The following is an 18836-nucleotide window of genomic DNA, read 5'->3' on the forward strand; positions in this document are numbered from 1 at the left end:
ATTTCCCTTATCTCGCCCCTCTCCTTTGTCCCTCACCCATTTCTCTTCGCATCCTCTGCAGCTAGTGGTCCACCACATAAGTTTTAATGGGTAAAACGATGTTCAAGCTCATCCTCTTTTTCTCTTCCTCTGCGCCCTCTGCGCCTCTGCGGTTTTTCAATCAACCCTCAAATTCAATGTGGTGAACCACTAGTGCGATTCAATCCTATATAATTCCTCAATAACTCCTGTAGAAACCTCCCGAGCAGGAAGATCGAACAAAATTTCCCCCTTTCGCAAACCTACGATGCGTTGAAAATAACTGCGAGCATATTCAATAGCATGCAAACTAGTTACCAAAGTTTTCCCTGACTCTTTACTCAACTGACACAACAAATCCATCACTTCACGACCGCGTTCTGGATCGAGACTGGATATAGGTTCATCCGCAAGGATAGCAGCAGGATCTTGCACCAATACGCGAGCTATAGCCACCCGTTGTTGCTGTCCGCCAGACAATCGGCTTGTACGTTCGTAAAGCTTTTCAGGAATTCCCACTTGTGCTAGCGCTTGATAAGCTGTTTGTACCTCCAACGGGTAAATTAGGGAAATCGCTGCTTTTAAGAATGACCAACGTCCTAAATGTCCCGCGTTGATATTATGAATAACTTGTAAGTTATCGACTAAATGAAATTGTTGGTAAATAGTACCAATTTGCCTTTGCACTTGTCGAAGAGATTTGGGACTCAAATTCACTAAGTTACGACCCAGTACCCACACTTCTCCCCGAGTTGGTTGCAGTGTACCATTAAGCAAGCTGATTAAAGTGCTTTTGCCAGCACCGCTTGCACCAACAAGAGCAAGCCGTTCGCCCGAGTAAATTTTCAAGTTGATATTTGTGAGAGACTGGAAATTTCCAAATTGTTTTGTCACGTTTTTCAGTTCAAACATGAGTGTACCTCGGGTCATCAGCGAACGGTGGCTAAATTATTTTATTTTGCCAATTTTGCGACCAATTTGTTCAATTTGTGCATAATTTTCATTCTTTGTAGGAATAAATTTTTCTGCTTGTAAAAGATCGAGAATTTCTTTTTGCTCTGGTATCTTGGGATCTAATTTAAACAATGCGGTTTGAACTTTTTTGACAAAATCTTCGCCATAGCGCTTTTTAACTTGAGGGTTAATCACCCAGTGATAATCGTAATATTCTGGAGTGCGCCAGATAACTTCTACTTTGCTTAAGTCTATTTCTTTAGCTTCAAGACGCTTTTGCCAAATTTTTTCGTTCAATACACCTGTCTGAAAACTTCCTGCTTCGACAAGTTTAAGTGTTTTGTCGTGGTCACCAGAAAAACCTGCTTCACCTTTGAAGTCTGTGAGTTTTACACCAGCTTGTTCTAGAAAGTATTGTGGCATTAAACGACCTGATGTGGATGATTCACTACCGAAAGTAAAGGTACGTCCTTTAAGTTGTTTGAGGTCTGAGATATCTTTAAAGGGTTTGAGCCCAATTTTTTTATTAGCAATAAATACGCTATGGAATTTTTCATCTACATCACGTTGAGCAATAGCTTCCGCACCGGGAACTTGCAGCCTTGCTTGAACGCCAGTTAATCCTCCAAACCACACTAAGTCTAAATCACCAACTTTAAATGCTGTCACGGCTGCTGTATAATCAGTGACTGGCTTGTATTCTACGGTAACTCCAAGCTCTTTTTGTAAATAAGAAGCTAATTTGGTATACTGCCTTTGAAGTTTCTCTGGATCTTGATCGGGAATTGCTCCGGTGACTAGGGATTTTGTTTCTTTCGCAGTTGTTGTCTGTGAAGTTTCGGTTGTGTTGGAAGAACAAGCTGTTAATGATACTAAGATGAGAAACAACCCCGATACAAAAAGTTTCTGTAGCATTCGTTTTATGCAGTATACAATTTGCAAGACAAAGTAAAATTTTACAACATTAGGAATACTCATACCATTTCTGTATAAAGCAGATTCGGAGTATGTGAGGTACAGTATCTAATTCAAATTCCGATGTTTAAAAGCCACGCTGCAATTTTTGTACCTCACATACCTCAAAAGTGCTGTACCCCTCTCCTAGGAAACCTTGCAATTTCTTAGGAGAGGGGTAATTAGAATTTTAAGCGCAACCTCATATTTAAGCGCAACCTCATATAGAATTGGGATCGGTCAGTTGTGCAAATAATTAATTGTTATTCGTTTGTAGGATTGTCATTGCCAACCCTACTGCTCTGGTCTTTATTGTGACCTATGGCTCGCCTGTCACTGATACAGTGCCATATTCTAAAAAACTCTACATAATTCATTTTTTCCGAGCAATACCATATAAGTTTATAACAGTGACGAAATTCCTCTAATTCGTTTTCTGTGACTTCATCAGAAAAACAGTTTTTTAATAAGCTTATTAATTCTGGTATTTGTTCGTCAAGAAGAATTTTTTTAAAATTATCTGCTGTCCGCTTGCGAACCAGTTCGCTACTTGCGTTTTTTACAAGATTGACTAAGGCATAAAATGCTATTCTGTTACCTGGATCGATTTTGGCTAACCTGCACGCTCTTCGTCTTTTACTATCTTCATCTGTAGTCAGTGCTATTCCTTCCACTAGAGAAGTTATGACTCTAGCATTACCACTAGTCTGTTCTATTTGATTGTGGTGTAAAAGTGCCTCTCTATCTTCTAAATTGCCAAATTCTTGATGCAAAATTTCTTTTTTCCCACGAAGCACTTTTAGATTCTCTTCTGCTTGTTGTCTTAAAGCATCATGAGTTGTTGTATTGATAATTTTTTCAAGTGTAGAGACAGCAATTGGATTTTCTGGAGCAATTTTGCCCAAGCTATAAGCAGCTTTCCGACGAGTAGAGTCCTTTCGGGTAGAATCAATAATTTGTATCAGTGCTGCGATCGCAACTGGGTTACCTGGATCAACTTTTCCCAAGCTATCTGCTGCTTGCCAGCAGAGATTTTCGTGCTGGATGGATGTTACTATATGCTCTAAAGCTGCGATCGCAATTCGATTCCCCGGATCGAAAACTTTTCCCAAACTGTAAGCAGCATTCCATTTGTCAAAGTCGTTTTGGCTGGTTTGGATAAACTCTTCTAGAGATGCGATCGCGCATCTGCGGTCTGTCTTCAACAATGCAATTCGTGCGCCCTCCAAAATAGGAGAGGGAAAGCGCCACCACTTTTGTTTAACGACATGGTAATAACCAAATCGCCACTCAATCAGCTGTCGTACAATTTTATGACATAAAGAACACTCTGCAAACTCAGCAATTCCTTGTGCTGCCAGAAAATAAGCTTGATAGCTAAAAAAACCACCGCAACCGTCCTTAAATTGGGTCAGTGCTTGAATAAATTCTTCCTTATGTGCTTGCGGTATACTCTCCCTTCCCAACCATAACAAAATAATTTGCCGCCATTCAGGTTCAAAAATACGGAAAGTAGGGAGTAGGGTATTTTCACCGCTCACCTCTCCCCACTCACCACTCTCCCAATTTAGAAAAAAATGCCAATCGCAAACGGCAAGTGCGGCAAAGTATTCTTGAAAAGTGGGGTGGTAGAAAGCATAAACTTTTTCCCCTTGGGTTTCTGATATTCCTACTTGATTCAGCCAACCCAGTTGTAGTGCTAACTGAAACATCCCTTCATCGGGCGCACCTAATACTTGGCAAACAAAGCGATGGTTGAGCCGAAATTTAGTTTTTTCTTGCGCCATAGCCTGTAGCGCTAATTTTCCTAATGCCTTATTTAATTCTTGACGCTGGGTGGAAGTTGTGGGAAATCGATCTTGTTTCCATTCATATATAGCTTCCACAAACTGCTCGTAAAGCATAGCTTTAGTATTGGGCAATCCTCCCCGTCTCAATCCCCAGCTGTGGCACATGAGCGCCAAGCGTAGCGGATTTTTGACTGCATCTTTTATCCGCCCTTTCCCCGGTTGATCTAATTCCGATCTTAATTTCTGTCCCAATTCAGGATTGTCGCGAAACCATCGATAAATAAAGACCCCTACTTGGTCTGGTGTTTGAGAATCCCCGTAAGTAAAATTTAGGTTGCGATAAGTATCAAAAGATTCTAAAGCATTTTTTCCCGCATCCCAAACATTAAGCCGACAAGTCAGTATAACTCTCGCATCTGCTACCCACCCCTTTAAGAAACTAGCAATTTTGGTCAAAGCATGACTGAATTCCATTGCCATTTCATCAACTGCGTCTAGCAGTAACCATACTCTTCCTTGGTTGAACTGTTCGCAAAATGCCTCTTGTATTTCCTGGGAAACAGAGAGCTTGCGAGTCGCCGACCGCAGCCAATCCTGAACGAGATACTGTTCCAAAGTCTTTCCCTGTAAATCTGCGAGCGAGACCCAAACAGGTAAATCTTCTGTATTATCCAATACCCAAAACGCAATCCTTTGCAGTAAGGTGGTTTTTCCTGCACCTGGTTCTCCAACTATGGCAATCCGCTTGCTGCGCCTTTGCCTGAGAACCTGTTCCAAAAATTCATCGGGTGTAAAAGTTTGAGTAACCACCCTATCTTCTGCTTCATATAATTGCGAACCTTGAACGGGAGAAACATCTTCACTGCGCCTATCTCTGTGTTTTCGTTCCATTAGTCCCAAAGGCACATATACTTCATCTAGCTCGAAACTCAACCCATCCAAACTTGTTAGGGGATTAGTCGTTAACCGTCTTTGATTTTGTGCCTCTAGGGTACTGCGGCATAGTTGTTGCCAGTTGGGAGACACGGATGGAGAGCTAGGGGGAGAACAGAGGAAAATTTCTCCCTTGTCCCCCTTGTCCCCCCTCTCCCCCTTGTCCCCCAACTTCGACTTTTCAGGGCGACGGGTTTCCCACTCCGTGTCAAACTGTCGTAAGTTAGCTTCCTTATCCCAACGGCTGTACCACAGCTTGAGTGTAAAGTGCCAAGTTTCCGAACCACCCCGCGATGCACGATTATCTTCCAGAATCTCCAAAAAATCCTCAAATCGCTTCAACGCTTCCTTAATTTGTTCGCCGTTTAACGAATTTTGCTCTGACTCCAAACTTGTCAACGCTATCAAAAATCTAACTTTCGTTCTTACAACCAAGCGATTCTCTGTTTGCCATCGTATCTGAACTTGAGGGCGAAGCGCATCCAATGCTGCTTCGTTGAACTCACCCAATTCATCAGTAGCATACATTAACAGTACTTCTAACAAGCGCTTTGCTCGTTTTTTTGCTTCTGGGCCATAGCTTGGTCTTGCCATCGTTGTTAGGGGCTGGGGAATGGGGAACTCGGGACGTCCACGAAGTCGGAATTAGGGGCATGGAGGTTGGAAAATGGAATAGGGCTCTTTCTCCTAGTTTCCATTGACTTAAAAGTTCGGGGATTCCCCCAAGTTTAACAACTTCCCCTAAGAGTCTAATCCAGATTTTACAAGCTTTTTCACTGTTGCGACTTTTGTTAGCTTTAGGGAATTTGTTCCAAGTAAAGTGATGTATAGAAAAGGAAACACCAAAGATTCTATAACCGTATGTCTGGAAGTTGATATGCTGAAACTAACTTATACTGAAAATAACTTCACCCTAGAGCGTTTAAATGAATCTTTGGAAGATTGGCTTAACATTAGAGTCGCACTGGCTGTACGCTTAGCCACGGGTATCCACGTTGAACCCACTACTGCTTCTTTTCTGCTCGGGATTAAAGTTTCTTGCTTGCTTGAGATGGAAAGCTCAATTCAGGAAGATAGTATAAAAATTTACCCTTGTGATGCTGACTTTGTTGAGGTTGTTCTCAAAGGTCTTTGGGTGACATCAGATGTAGAAAGTGAAACAGGTGTTTTTGTGGCTGCACTTTCACCATCTACAGAATTATTGTTGCAGCGACTGTCGCAATTATCAGTAACCTGTTATCAGTCATCCGTTCGCGGTTAACTGATATTATTTGAGATTTTAAATTTTGGATTGAGAACGCGATCGCTCATCCAAAATATTCAGTCTTGCTGTTTGTGGGACTTTTGTGCGACTTCCGTCATAGCCTGTTAAGCTGTTCAACCTAAGTCGTGCGTCCTTTCCCCAAACAGCATCCTCATTTATGGGAATCATCTAGTAGGATACTCTAAAAATCCCCCTTAAAAAGGGGAATTTAGAGAGATCTGTGAAACTTTGATACATTATCAAAAACTTTTCAAACATCCATTTCAAAGATTCTGTTAATTATATTTTTTATCTTAGGTTATGGCTGCTAATTCAAATCAGCGAGTCGAGCAGGTAGCACGAGAAGATTTAGTTATGTTTATTAATGCTTGTCTTGCCTGCACCGGACAAAAAGAATTTTATGATGATGCCTTCGGTCAGCAAGTTTCTATCAATTTTTTACATGACTATATTATAGGTAATTACCGCTTGCTCTATACACGCACTTTAGCGTCTGGTATCAATCACTTTAATCAGGCACAAATTATTTTAAAACTATTAGCAACGGGGCGAGATGTTAAAACAGATTACCGTAAAGAAGAAGGCGCATTAATTGCAGCAGCACTAAAACAATTACCTCCACAAAGGGCTTGGGGAGTATTGCAACAGTTGCGGAAACAGCGAATTAATAACCGCCGCAGTCGAGCGATCGCACGCGAGTATGTTCAACAGCGTCGAGATATCAGCTTTGATGCTGTCAAATATCGTTCCAAGGTAAGAGCAATTGTTTCTCATGCCCACCTCAAACTGCAAGGCGAACTAGGAAACTTTCTTTTTCAAAACTGGAAACAAAAAGTTTACGAAACAGAATTATTTGAAAAGTTTCGTCAGGCACATTATAGCGCTGAAGCTGTTTATGACTTACCATTTACGATTGCAGAAGGTTTGGCTGCAAAGCATAAAATTCCCCGTGACGTGTTTTTGTCTCGCATTCAAGAACGCATGACTGTAACTGAAAAGCTACGTTTTCAGAATACAGCAGAACGCACTTACGAAATAGAAATTAACCTCGATTTGGGTCGTCTTCCCCTAACTCGTTTGGCATTATATATTCTCTCCTTACCTATAGAAACTCGACAGCAAGAATGGCAAACTTTAAATCGAGCGCTAGAAAAATCTGCTTGGTTGGCATTAAAAAAAGCACCTTTAAAACTGGGGCGAGTGGCAGCGGTATTGGATTGCAGCTATTCTAGTTCTGGATCTTTAGAAAAGCGCCGCCGTCCATTAGGCGTGGCATTAGCTACACATTATTTATTAAAAGCTGCATCTCAAGAATACCAAGATTTTTGGACGACACCCATAAAAGATGCTCTCCTGGTGCATCCTCGCGGACAAACTGACTTAGCCTCCCCCTTACTAGATGCTTTAGAGTGGGGAGCAGACTTAGTCATTATTGTTTCTGATGGTTGTGAGAACGATCCCCCTCGTGGTGCTGCAGAAATTTTGCGTATCTACCGTACCCGTTTAGATCCGATGCAGAAAACTTCTATAGTTCACTGCAATCCAGTTTTCACTTCAGAAGATTACTCGTTGCGTTCCCTCAGTTCTAGCATTCCTACTGTGGGGCTGAGAGACGCAGAAGATTTACCTACCTTGCTTGGCTTTGCTCGCTTTGCTGATGGTTCTGCACCTTTATCAGAACTCGAAGCATATCTAGCAAAACGAGTGGAATTGATGTTGTGTGCTAATGGCTAATAGAGCAATTAGCCATTAGCAATTAGCCATTAGCCATTAGCAATCATCAAATATTCTTATGGCAAAAAAAACTAACTTAATCGCCAACATATCATTAAAAGGATTAGACATCGCACCTTCACAAGTTTGGGGTTCGGTGCGGCTTGTACCTCTGTTGCGCCGTCAGGTGCATGGTGACTTGCGCTTGCTACGCCGTAATTATGACGAAGACCTCACAGCTGTCTCTTTAAAAGGGCAAATGATAGAACCGGGAATGAAGTACTTTTCTTATGTACCTCACGGACTGGTTATGTCTTGGACAAATGATGGTAGCCCGGTTGCTGCTTATGGGGGACAGATGGCTAACAGTGACGGAAAACGGATGGACTGTGGTTGTGTAAGCGTGCGCTTGATGCATCGCATGGCGAAGCGGGAAGGGAACAACCAATTGCGTTTTTTACCCCTGCATTTGGCAATGGAAGGTTTTTTGTCAATGTTTTTCTCTGGACCTGATATTGCTTGGAGTGAATATTCTAAGTATGCTCTTTCTTATGGTTTGGGATGCCGTTATGAAACTTCTGTGAATGGACGTGACATTGCTGGGCTAGAAGAAGCTTTGCGGGTATTTGAGATTCATGAAAAACAGGTAGGGGTGTTGGTGTTTGTTGCCGAAGCCCTCGCTTCTGCGTTTGTGGTTCCGACTCCGCAAGATTACCGACTGCTTCATACGAGTTTGCTGGAAGACTTTTATGGGGAATTGCTCTATGAGTATGGCTTGCTGTACGATACGACTTTTCCAATGGATGTGTCTGTAGAGGAGTCTAAGGTTAATAGCTTGGCAGATTTGCGGCAAGCTATACAAACAATGCGTTCTGATTGGGCATCGTTTCAAGGTTTTATGGCTTCTGGTTTGCTGGGACGTGGCGTTACATCTAAAAGAGTCTATAGTGCTGGTCCTTTTTCTCTGCAAAGATTTATTTCTGATTTGAATCCTAAAGAGGAAAATCACATCGGGGAAGCGATCGCACGTGACAGCGGAGAGTTGGAATACCTTAAAACTTATCGTCTGTCAGCTGCACAAACTCGTCGAGTTTACTTACTGAGTGTATTAGCCAAACACAATTGGAATGTGGATGCTACTGCAGCAGCATTGAATCATACTCGTGAGGAGTTTGTATATCGTCTGGAAAAAGCTGGTTTTGGTTACTTATTGAATCAACAGGTGCGGGATGCAGCACGGAAGAAAGCACGTAAGATGAAATGATGCTGTCTGGTATTTTTGACAAGCTTGAAGTTTAGCAATATTTTGAAATTTTTCAACACATTAGAAAATTTGTGTTATTATTAGTAACTAGGATTATATTCGGTTGTGCAATTTGTCTTTATCTATTTACAAGTGTCTCTCCGAATTTAACTCTCAACACCGCGTAATTTCGGAGATCTTTTATGTCAATCTATGTTGGTAACCTATCTTATGAAGTCGGACAAGACGACCTCAAACAAGTTTTTTCAGAATACGGAACTGTTAAAAACGTTCAAGTCCCCACAGACCGGGAAACAGGTCGCGTCCGGGGATTTGCCTTTGTAGAAATGGCAACAGAAGCTGAAGAAACTGCAGCTATTGAAGCTCTTGACAGTGCAGAGTGGATGGGTCGCAGCCTGAAAGTTAACAAGGCTAAGCCACGCGAAGACAAGCGTTCTTCCTTTGGTGGCGACAGACGTGGAAACAGTGGGGGCGGCTACTCTAGAGGACGCTACTAAGCTTAATATGAGTTTTGGAGATGTCCGCCATCGGTTCATTCCAATACACAATTTAACTTAAGCAGATTTTGGACAGACTAGTTCTGTCCTTTTTTGCTTTGATAGTTGCGGGTCAAATCCTCTGGCTACAACGTCTGGTAAGATTAGCTACGGCTGTAACTAGAGCGGTGGGATCTATCGGCTTGGCAATATGTTGCTGAAATCCAGCAGCGATCGCTTGTTGAGAATCCCCCTCAAGAGCGTAAGCAGTCAGAGCAAGTGCTGGAATTTGCCCTCCCTGGTTTGGTGGCATTGCTCTGATGTCACGTATCAGCATATAACCGTCTACTTCTGGCATTCCAATATCGCTTAACAACAAGTCAGGCTGAAATTGCGTCAGAGCTTGTAGTGCTTCGCAAGCCGAGCCCACCTGCGTGACTTCTGCTCCTGACTCCCTTAGTATGAAAGCGATTAACTCCCGCGTGTCAACCTCGTCATCCACCACCAAAATTTTTACCCCATTGAAAGGGAGAGATTCAACAGATTGCTTGAGCTTGGGAGCGCTCTGTAAGGGCATTTTCATCAGTGGTAGCATGACGGTAAAAGTTGCTCCCTGTCCTTCACCCAAACTTTCTGCCTTAACCGTACCGCCATGCAATTCTATAATGTGGCGGACGATGGCTAATCCCAAACCGAGTCCACCAAATTTCCTGGTCGTTGTGCCGTCAGCTTGTCGGAAGTAGTCAAACACGTAGGGCAGAAACTCAGGACTAATTCCTTTACCCGTGTCGCATACTTGAATCTGAGCCATTAAACCGTGGGACTCCAAACGAACTTCTACTTTTCCGCCAGAGGAGGTAAATTTAATAGCGTTAGACAGCAGATTCCAAATCACTTGCTGTAAGCGAACTGAATCGCCCCTAACCTGTCCTACATTTGGTTCAAGCACGGTTAATAGCTGAATCGAATTGGCTTGGGCTGCTAAACTTACAGTTTCTACTGCTGTTGCGATCGCAGATGCAAGATCGACGGTACCAATATTCAGAGTGAGTTTGCCTTGCAGAATGCAAGAGACATCTAACAAATCTTCAATCAGTTTGGTCTGAAGTTTGGCGTTCCGCTCGATGATTTCCAAAGCCCGAACAGTGGTTGCTTCATCATACTTTTTTGTTCGGAGTAACTTTGACCATCCAAGTATGGGATTGAGTGGTGTCCGAAGTTCGTGAGAAAGAACTGCCAAGAATTCATCTTTGATGCGGTTAGCTTGAACCAATTGTTCTGTCTGCTTTTGGAGTGCTTGTTCTGCACGTTCGCTTTCCCGACGTGCGCGTTCTCGTTCGGTAATGTCAACCGCAACACCTCCTACCAAGCATTGCCCTGACCCATCTGTTAGGGGAAATTTATAGACTAAAAAGTCACCAAGCGTACCATCAGTGCGAGGAGCAAGCTCAATCGCTTCAAGCACTTGATTTATTTGAGCAACCATTCTAATGTTATCGAGGAATTGCTGAGCGATCTCACTCGGATACACATCGAAGATGCTTTTGCCGATCGCATTGTTGGTTGGTAGCTTAAAGGTTCGATAATAAGTAGGATTAAGGTAAAGTATGCATCCATCTACATTAGTAATCCATGCTGCGGTTGGGCTGTTGTCCATAAAGGCCTGAAATCGCTCTTCACTTTGGCGCAGTGCTTTCTCAGCTTGCTTGCGAGCAGTAATATTCATAATGCTCACCAACACGTTATTTACTTTTCTGGTTTGGGGCGGTAATGTAATCGTAAACAGGACGTTGAGACGCTCTCCATCTATGGTTTGCATGATGGTTTCAGATTCAAAGTAAGTTTGACCGCTAGCAAATGCTAAAAGTTCTTCAACAAATGCCTCTAAAGTTTCTGGTACAAAGACTTGGTGAAGGGAATTCAAAAGTTCCTGTTTGTGGAGAGCGCCAAACATCCGTACCGCCATGTCATTTACATCGACAATTTTCACCATGCCAATTGCCTGTTGTACAAACTCAGGATGTTCCACAAAAAAGGCTCGAAAATCTTGGACGCCTTGCGCTTTTAAATGCTCGATCGCTTCAAAGACAGCAGAAAAATCTTCTTCCCAAATCGCGACCCCTGTAGCTTCAAAGATGTAGCGGTATTTTCTTTCCTGTTCTTCAAGTACCTCTTGAACCTGCTTGCGAGCGCTGATGTTACGAAAATAAACAGCAAGACCATCACTTGAAGGGTAAGCGTGAATTTCAAACCATTTACCCAGCAACTGACTAAAGTGTTCAAATACAACAGTCACTTTTTCAGTAACAGCACGATGAAGTTCTTGGTATGCCAAATTTCCAACTGCCTCTGGAAAAACCTCTTCCCATACCTGTCTGCCAAGGAGTTCTTCACGGGTTTTGTTTAAAAGCTTTGCGGCTTGCTGATTGACATATGTGTAGCGCCACTGCGAGTCAAAAGCGACAAAGGCATCTGTAATACTTTCAAGAATCTTGGTGATTTGGTCACGGTTTGCCTCAGGGTCAGTTGCTTTTTCTGAATCGCTCACGCTCTAGGCTCCGCTTCTGAAGAATATTCGATGAGGTTTTTACCATCTCCCGCAGGCTTGATTCTCATAAATTGCCCGATTTGTTTAACTCTGCTCTTTGTATCAGAACTAAAAGTGATGGTTGCACGCGACCGTTTTCCCAATTTTCACCCGTACCACAAGCGACATCTCATGCAGTTGTCAATTGCCAGAGTTAACAAGTTAGTTTGCTCACTTTTGGTTGCCTTTGCCACAACTAGACGTCAGGTGCTCGTACTTAATATTCTTCCCAAATATTGCACAAGTGCTTCTCTACCTTTAGATAGAACTTCCCTTTAACCTATACTTGGATTTGACGCTGACAAAGGTTTTAAGCCATTGATTAGCGATCGTTCCACACCATCTTAGAACGATCCGACACAGTGCGGACAACTGCCTCAATCAAAACTTCTGGATCGATTGGTTTGGGGATGTGTAACTGAAATCCTGCAGCTAATGCCTGCTGCTGATTCATTTCTCCTGCATAAGCAGTCAGAGCGATCGCTGGAATTAATCCTCTTTCTGGTTCCATGGTTCTAACTTGGCGCAATAATGTGTAGCCGTCCATTTTAGGCATTCCGATGTCAGTCAGCAAAATATCGAACTGGGTTTTCTGAAGTCTTGCAATCGCCTCTTGAGCAGAAGACACAGAAGTCACAACAGCACCAGCTTGTTCCAAAACGAAAGTCACTAATTCCAAATTGTCTGCATCATCATCAACAGCCAGGATTTGAACTCCTTGCAACGTAAGTGTGTCTTGCATAAATGTCATCTCCTGATTTGTTGAATTTAATGCTGACATCAGAGGAAGGATGATGGTAAAGGTAGCTCCCTGTCCTTCTCCTGAACTGTCAGCTTTGACAGTTCCACCATGTAGCTCAACAATATGTCGAGCGATTGCAAGCCCCAACCCCAAACCTCCAAAATTTCGAGTTATGCTGCTATCAGCTTGACGGAAATAATCAAAGACGTAGGGCAAAAAATCAGACTTGATACCTTTGCCTGTATCTTTGATGGCGATCTGGGCTTGGTTGCCAACCTGCTTGAGATGGATTTCTACACATCCCCTATTGGGAGTAAATTTAATAGCGTTAGATAGAATATTCCAAATGGCTTGCTGCACACGAGTTGCATCACCCAAAACATTCACTGCATTTGGTTCAAAATAAGTTTGAATTTGAATTGCTTTAGCTTGGGCTGCCAATTGAACTGTTTTGAGCGCATCTTCAATTGTTAATCTTAAGTCAATCAAACTTGAATTTAAACTTAGTTTGCCTTGCAAAATGCGAGAAATATCGAGTAAATCTTCAATGAGTTGGACTTGTAACTTGGCATTACGCTCAATGGTTAACAGAGCCGCTGCTGTTTTGCTAGCGTCGAGATTACCCCCTTGGAGTAATTTCGTCCAACCTAAAATTGGATTCATTGGTGTTCTCAGTTCGTGGGAAAGAACAGCAAGAAATTCATCCCTGATTCTGTTTGCCGCTTCGGCTGTAGCTTTTGCTCGTTGCTCGGCTTCATAGAGTTTAGCACGGGCGATGGCCTGAGCGCATTGTTGAGCTAAAGCCAGGATGAACGAGCGATCGCCATCACTTAATGGGCAAAATTCAACAAAGCCGAAACTTATACCACCTAGAGCCCGACCCTCAACTACTAAGGGGAGCGAAATCCAAGCTGCAAAATTGTTTTGGGTATAAGCATCTCTTAAGTGGGGATAGCGAGCAAGTCTTTCTTCGAGTGGCTCTTCCCATATAGGTATGCCAGTGCGTACTGCTTCTGCCAGTGGTACGAATGATTTCAGAGGAATGGAACGCCATGCCTCAATTAAATTCTGCTCGTAGCCAATAGAATGGATGATTTCAAGGTCTGTACCTTCATCGTTGAGAATTGCTACCATCGCAGAACCTGCGTTCAATACGGCAGTACTTTGCTCGACAATGACTTTTGCAGCTTGAGATGGAGTGAGTGCTTCTGAAAGTGCCGCTGTGACTGATTGGAGGCGAGCAGTACGATCGGCAGTGCGCTCTGCTATCAGGCGTGCTTGTTGGGTTTGTTGATAGAGCCGAGCATTAGCGATCGCCAATGCCGCCCGGTCTGCTAAATCTTGAAATAAGCTCAAGTCATTGATATTGTGAGATTCGTTGACACGATGGCGAGTTAGGCTCAACACTCCAATCGCTTGTCCTCGTACTTTCAGTGGCACAAGCAATATGCTGTAAACCCTAAAGCGATCCAAGTAGCGCTGATACTCTGGTTTGATAATGGCACGAAATTCCTGTTGTGATGTGACTGGCATCAACAGGGGTTCTCCAGTTTGGATTGCTCGCCCCCCAATTCCTTCATCAGCGCGGCGAGGATAACTTTTCAACAGTTCACTAACGAATTCTAGTACCTCTGAGTCTGCATGATACGCAGAGACTGGGTTAAGCCACTGTCCATCTTCTGAGAGAAGGCTCAGTACGCAGACATCACCTGTATATTTACTAACAAGTTGAGTTATAGTGTTCAAAACCGTTTGCAAATCCAAACTTGCTGCTGCAAAGGTTTGCGATGCTTGAGCGAGAAAACGCTCTTGTTGCTCAATCCGCTTGAACTCCGTGACATCGCGATTATAGCCAATGATTGATTCGACCGTGCCGTCGGCTGCAAACTCAGGTATATAACGAGATTGATACCAACGCGTACCCTTCAGTGTCTCAAAGCTAAACTCTATCGAGCGACCTTGCCCGGTTGTGAATATTTCTTGCCAGTTTTCATGCCAGATCTGACAATTCTCTTGTGACATACCCAAGTCAATGTTGGTTTTGCCAATGAACTCTTCGGCTCGAATGCCCGTCACCTGCTCGATAGCAGGACTAACATAAAGATGGCGAAACTCTGAATCAATTCGACTGATGATATCTGGGGAATTTTCAGCTAAAGTTTTAAACCTTTGCTCTCGACGGCGGAGTTCCGCTTCAAGTTGTTTGCGATCGCGAATATCTTGAAACACCATCAGGCAAGTTGCTGGTTGATCGTACATTGCGGGTAAGGTATCTGCATAAACCAGCAGAGAGTAAACACCAGTTGGAGTATGCCAATTTAACTCCGCCCCATGAATCTTTTCACCTCTAGCCACCCGGACGGCTGGAAGTTGGTCGGGGGGAATTTGTTGCCCTGTAGCATCGGTGCAGGAAAACTCTGTATCATAGACCCCTGCGGGGCGATTGTCAGGAATTTCACCGCCAGCCATTTCATTTGCAGCCTGATTGGCAAAGGTGAAGCAAGCCGTTTGGGGTTCAACAAATACCAGCGGAATGGGCAGCAGATTGAGAACTGCTTCCAACCATTGGCGTTGATTAACTTGAGCTTGTGCGTTCTGCTGAAGTCGTTGTTCCCATTGCTGGCATGACTGCAAAGCTTCAATAGTTTGTTGCAGTTCAACAATTTGCAGTTGCAGTTTTGCATTAGCTTGGCACAATTGGGACGTTCGTTCTGCCACAAGTTCTTCTAAGCCCCGATCGGCTCTTTGTTGTGTTTCCTTTTCCTCTATTGAATGGCAAACTTTCAGCTTGTCGTTATTGGATCTGGGGTTGTTCAAAGACAAATCTGATTGCAAATTACGAGCATACCGTTCCACCAACTCAGAACGCGAAAACCCACGTTCAAGTGCCTGCTGTTTTAGAATTCGCCAAGCCGTCTTAGTTAGGGATAAGTTGACCGCCTGCTTCGGTTCCGTTTCCCAGCTGTGGATAAATTTTCCCGTTCGATCGCGTTTCATGGAGGTTTTACCCGTATACCTATACGGCTGTTGATATATATTATAAGTCCGAGTGCGTTCTACAAGAGAATCACCTGAAGAGTGCGGAGTAACCAACTACGTGGTAACTAAAATAAGTCACCGTTTGACTTGTTGAAGTTTGTTTTTTGGCGTTGTGATGGGACTTCTGCTTTGTCGATTTCTTCTGGCTCGGGCTGCTTTAATAGCGATGAGTCTAATGCACTTACGAGCAGAAAAGCACAGGGGAAGATGTTAAACTATAAAAAGTCAGTACAGGTGTTCTATGTCATTGATTTTATTTGCGTGTTATAAAGGTTGTGCTCTTTATCATAAATTCATAATGCGTAAATCTTATATCTTGTCAAGAATATAAAGACACGACCTTGTCAAAGATTGTCACAGTACAGTATGGCAAGCCCCCTAGTGTACAAAACAGTAAACAACTGGACTTTTGACAAATGCGATTCGCGAAGCTCAAGCCATACCCAGCTTATTGCCCTTGGTACAAGTTGTACCTAGCTTATCGCATAGCGTCTCCTTTGCAACTTAGCGATACTAGATACTTCTAATACTCTCTTGGATAGTGAATTGTACCTCGACGCTAAGAAATTGGGGATGTATCAAAATCAATACAACTTATAACTATTATTATTCGCTTATGCTCAAGCGACTATTATTTCTAATCAGCCTTAGTGTGACTGGCACTGGTGCTGTTTTCTTCTTTTTTTGGTATCAGGTAACGCAACTACCAGATTGGTATAAAACTTCACAGACTCAATCCGCTAGCCCGCCCCAGTCTGCTAATGTGGCTCCCCCAACTGACCAAACCAAGCAACTTCAAAAAGCGCAAAAACAACAAGCACAAAAGCAAGTGTTGCATAAAATTTCCAACCATCTCAAAAGCTCAAAAGCCAAAGGTGAAGTGCAACTAGATGCGGATGAAGTGAATGCTCTGATTGATTCGGGAATTGCTCAATCAACTAACAAAAGTCATCTTGCTCAAGCTGTTGTCAGCACAAAGACTCATATTGAAAACGGTAAAATTATGACAGGTGCAGTGATTGATTTAAGAGCAATTCCTTTCAACGAGTTGCAAAAGGGAGAACAAATAGTCGTTTCTAAGTTACTCTCAGCTATACCAATCTTGAGGTATCATGCCGTCTATGTGGAAGTGGAAGGAAAACCGACTCTCCGCAACAAACAAGTCAGCTTAGATGACACAACTCGCATTAAGCTTGGTAGTATCAGTTTTTCTCTCTTAGATTTATCTAAACGCTTTGGGTTTTCAGAAGAACGATTAAACCAACAAGTTGCCAAGAAATTGGAAAATTTACCCGTAGAGGTAGATGAGGTGGAAGTGGTGGGCGATCGCTTGGTTGTTCGCGGTTCAGCTGGCAATAAAAAAGGGGCTAGAAACACTTTACAAGAATCAACCTAGTACGTGAAGGCAGCCCCAAGTACTGCTTCTGGGGGAGAAGGCGCAAAAGCTCTGAATTTCCGCTTTTTATCTGTTGCTAATGGTTGTCTTATTTACAGCGTGCTGTACCAGTACAAAAAGAAGGAGCAAAAGCGATCGTAACAGTGCTTCCTACCTAAAGATATATGTCAACTATCAAAAGTTGGTTTTAAATATTAAAATAATATGTAATCATATTAACGTTTAAGCATATATACTTAATTTTTTTAACGGAACTTTTTAACAATTTAGGTATTACATTTATGCACTGTGCTCAGCGTCGCCGAATCTTGGTTGTAGATGATTTTGCACTTAATGTATCGTTACTTCAAACTGCTTTAGAAGCTGAAGGTTATGAAGTCGATACAGCAACAAATGGAAATTCGGCTTTAGCTAAAATTGAGGCTTCTCCTCCAGATCTAGTGTTGCTAGATGTGATGATGCCGGGAATGGATGGCTATGAAATCACTCAATGTATCCGTCAAAATGAGAATTTACCTTTTATTCCAATTTTACTTGTAACTGGTTCTGATGACACTCGTGTTATAGATGAATTGAAGATAAAAGAAGATGATTTTATCCGCAAACCAATTAACTTCGATCGCTTGTTAGCTAAAATCAACTCTGTTTGGAATTAACCTCAGAAAAAATTTTCATATCGTACTTTTTCTAAAAATCCTAGAAACTATAGCCGTGTGGGTTAGTAGTTAGCAAGTCAACTACTAACTGCTAACTACTAACCCCCAACTACTTATAAATCAGGAGGTAAAATGACGTTATCAATTACGTGGATAATGCCATTGCTAGCTTTAACATCAGGTTGAACGACCTTAGCATCATTAACCATGACACCACCTTGTTCAACCTTGACATTAATAGCACCTCCTTCAACGCTTTTAACTTCGCCTGATTTCAAATCACTAGATTGTACTGAACCAGAAACAACGTGATACCTCAAAATTTTCGTCAGTACTTCCTTGTTTTCAGGCTTTAACAAATCTTGTACTGCGTCTTGTGGCAACTTGGCAAAAGCGGCATCAGTAGGCGCAAAAACAGTGAAAGGTCCTTTGCCTTGTAAAGTTTCTACTAGCCCAGCTGCTTTTAATGCCTTGGTAAGCATTGTGAAAGACCCGTTAGATTCTGCTACTGCGACTATATTTCTCCCCTCAGAAGTACCGGAGGAAGGCTGCTCTGGAGGTGTAGTCGGTGTAGTGGGTGTTTCTGTTGGACTAGAAGGAGGTGTAGTGTCAGGAGTGTTGGATGGACTTTGTGTGGGACTGCTCCCACCTCCAGGACAAGCAGCACGGTTATAGGGACACTCCTGTAAAATGCTTGGTTTGGGATTTGTCACACCACCTTGCGCCACTACATTTTTAGCTGGAGTTTTCTTAGTGGACTTTGTGACTTCTGATGCAGGTATTTTGTGTGTAGACTGTGGGTTAACCTCAAAACGCAGACTCTTGTTATAAGGCGTTTCATTGAAAATACTGGGGTTGGGATTTAATACCTCGTTTGCCCCAACAGGTAACCCAAGCAGGAGGCTCACACCCGTTACTCCTACGATGCTAGCCAATTGCTTCAGCAAATTGCCGTATTCAACCTTCATAAAACTTACTTGGCTTTTATTTTCACATATCACCACTATTGATTTATATCATTTTGTTACACAGAAAATCCCACAAAAGCAG

Annotated in this window: 14 protein-coding genes; 7 read left to right on the forward strand and 7 right to left on the reverse strand. The window is 42.7% G+C overall.

Features of this window, described 5'->3' with window-relative positions:
- Nucleotides 1–189: 189 nt before the first annotated feature.
- From HC643_RS04690 to HC643_RS04700, 3 genes are all read right to left on the reverse strand, one after another.
- Nucleotides 190–948, reverse strand: a complete 759-nt coding sequence (locus tag HC643_RS04690) for a phosphonate ABC transporter ATP-binding protein (protein WP_038085071.1) — start codon at nucleotides 946–948, stop codon at nucleotides 190–192.
- 18 nt (nucleotides 949–966) lie between these two features.
- Nucleotides 967–1887, reverse strand: a complete 921-nt coding sequence (locus HC643_RS04695; RefSeq protein WP_038085072.1) for a putative selenate ABC transporter substrate-binding protein — start codon at nucleotides 1885–1887, stop codon at nucleotides 967–969.
- Nucleotides 1888–2189: 302 nt separating this feature from the next.
- On the reverse strand, nucleotides 2190–5243 hold the full coding sequence (locus HC643_RS04700; RefSeq protein ID WP_167844623.1) for an NACHT domain-containing protein: 3054 nt from the start codon (nucleotides 5241–5243) through the stop codon (nucleotides 2190–2192).
- A gap of 283 nt (nucleotides 5244–5526) precedes the next feature.
- On the opposite strand from HC643_RS04700, the gene HC643_RS04705 reads away from it, so the two are divergent.
- The gene (locus HC643_RS04705; protein WP_038085079.1) at nucleotides 5527–5910 is read left to right on the forward strand and encodes an alr0857 family protein; all 384 of its coding nucleotides are present in this window, start codon (nucleotides 5527–5529) and stop codon (nucleotides 5908–5910) included.
- A gap of 18 nt (nucleotides 5911–5928) precedes the next feature.
- Here HC643_RS04705 and HC643_RS04710 read toward each other — a convergent pair whose 3' ends face one another.
- The gene (locus HC643_RS04710; RefSeq protein WP_153021535.1) at nucleotides 5929–6081 is read right to left on the reverse strand and encodes a hypothetical protein; all 153 of its coding nucleotides are present in this window, start codon (nucleotides 6079–6081) and stop codon (nucleotides 5929–5931) included.
- A 132-nt stretch (nucleotides 6082–6213) separates the two neighbouring features.
- Between HC643_RS04710 and HC643_RS04715 the strand changes: the two genes are divergently transcribed.
- The 3 genes from HC643_RS04715 to HC643_RS04725 all read left to right on the forward strand — a co-directional run bounded on the left by HC643_RS04715 (nucleotide 6214) and on the right by HC643_RS04725 (nucleotide 9387).
- Nucleotides 6214–7647: a hypothetical protein gene (locus HC643_RS04715; RefSeq protein ID WP_038085074.1), complete on the forward strand. Its 1434-nt coding sequence runs from the start codon at nucleotides 6214–6216 to the stop codon at nucleotides 7645–7647.
- A 58-nt stretch (nucleotides 7648–7705) separates the two neighbouring features.
- Complete coding sequence (locus HC643_RS04720; protein ID WP_038081431.1) at nucleotides 7706–8890, forward strand: ARPP-2 domain-containing protein; 1185 nt, start codon at nucleotides 7706–7708, stop codon at nucleotides 8888–8890.
- 182 nt (nucleotides 8891–9072) lie between these two features.
- Nucleotides 9073–9387 (forward strand): RNA recognition motif domain-containing protein, encoded by a 315-nt coding sequence (locus tag HC643_RS04725; protein WP_038081429.1) that lies wholly within the window; start codon nucleotides 9073–9075, stop codon nucleotides 9385–9387.
- Between the two features lie 112 nt (nucleotides 9388–9499).
- Here the strand turns inward: HC643_RS04725 and HC643_RS04730 are convergent, their stop codons facing one another.
- Nucleotides 9500–11914, reverse strand: coding sequence for a PAS domain-containing hybrid sensor histidine kinase/response regulator (locus HC643_RS04730; RefSeq protein WP_050046422.1), 2415 nt, complete (start codon nucleotides 11912–11914; stop codon nucleotides 9500–9502).
- 361 nt (nucleotides 11915–12275) lie between these two features.
- A complete protein-coding gene (locus tag HC643_RS04735) occupies nucleotides 12276–15692 on the reverse strand; it encodes an ATP-binding protein (protein ID WP_050046421.1) in 3417 nt (1138 codons plus the stop codon).
- A 658-nt stretch (nucleotides 15693–16350) separates the two neighbouring features.
- Between HC643_RS04735 and HC643_RS04740 the strand changes: the two genes are divergently transcribed.
- The 3 genes from HC643_RS04740 (at nucleotide 16351) to HC643_RS04750 (ending at nucleotide 17786) form a co-directional block, all read left to right on the forward strand.
- Nucleotides 16351–17130, forward strand: a complete 780-nt coding sequence (locus tag HC643_RS04740) for a hypothetical protein (RefSeq protein WP_038081427.1) — start codon at nucleotides 16351–16353, stop codon at nucleotides 17128–17130.
- A 3-nt stretch (nucleotides 17131–17133) separates the two neighbouring features.
- Nucleotides 17134–17271 carry a hypothetical protein gene (locus HC643_RS04745; RefSeq protein WP_153021534.1) on the forward strand — a complete coding sequence of 46 codons (138 nt, stop codon included), beginning with the start codon at nucleotides 17134–17136 and terminating at the stop codon, nucleotides 17269–17271.
- Nucleotides 17272–17411: 140 nt separating this feature from the next.
- A complete protein-coding gene (locus HC643_RS04750; RefSeq protein WP_038081426.1) occupies nucleotides 17412–17786 on the forward strand; it encodes a response regulator in 375 nt (124 codons plus the stop codon).
- Nucleotides 17787–17899: 113 nt separating this feature from the next.
- Here HC643_RS04750 and HC643_RS04755 read toward each other — a convergent pair whose 3' ends face one another.
- Nucleotides 17900–18754 carry a fasciclin domain-containing protein gene (locus HC643_RS04755; protein ID WP_038081424.1) on the reverse strand — a complete coding sequence of 285 codons (855 nt, stop codon included), beginning with the start codon at nucleotides 18752–18754 and terminating at the stop codon, nucleotides 17900–17902.
- Nucleotides 18755–18836: the final 82 nt, after the last annotated feature.

The sequence above is a fragment of the Tolypothrix bouteillei VB521301 genome, from assembly GCF_000760695.4.
GTDB classification, from domain to species: Bacteria; Cyanobacteriota; Cyanobacteriia; order Cyanobacteriales; family Nostocaceae; genus Scytonema; species Scytonema bouteillei_A.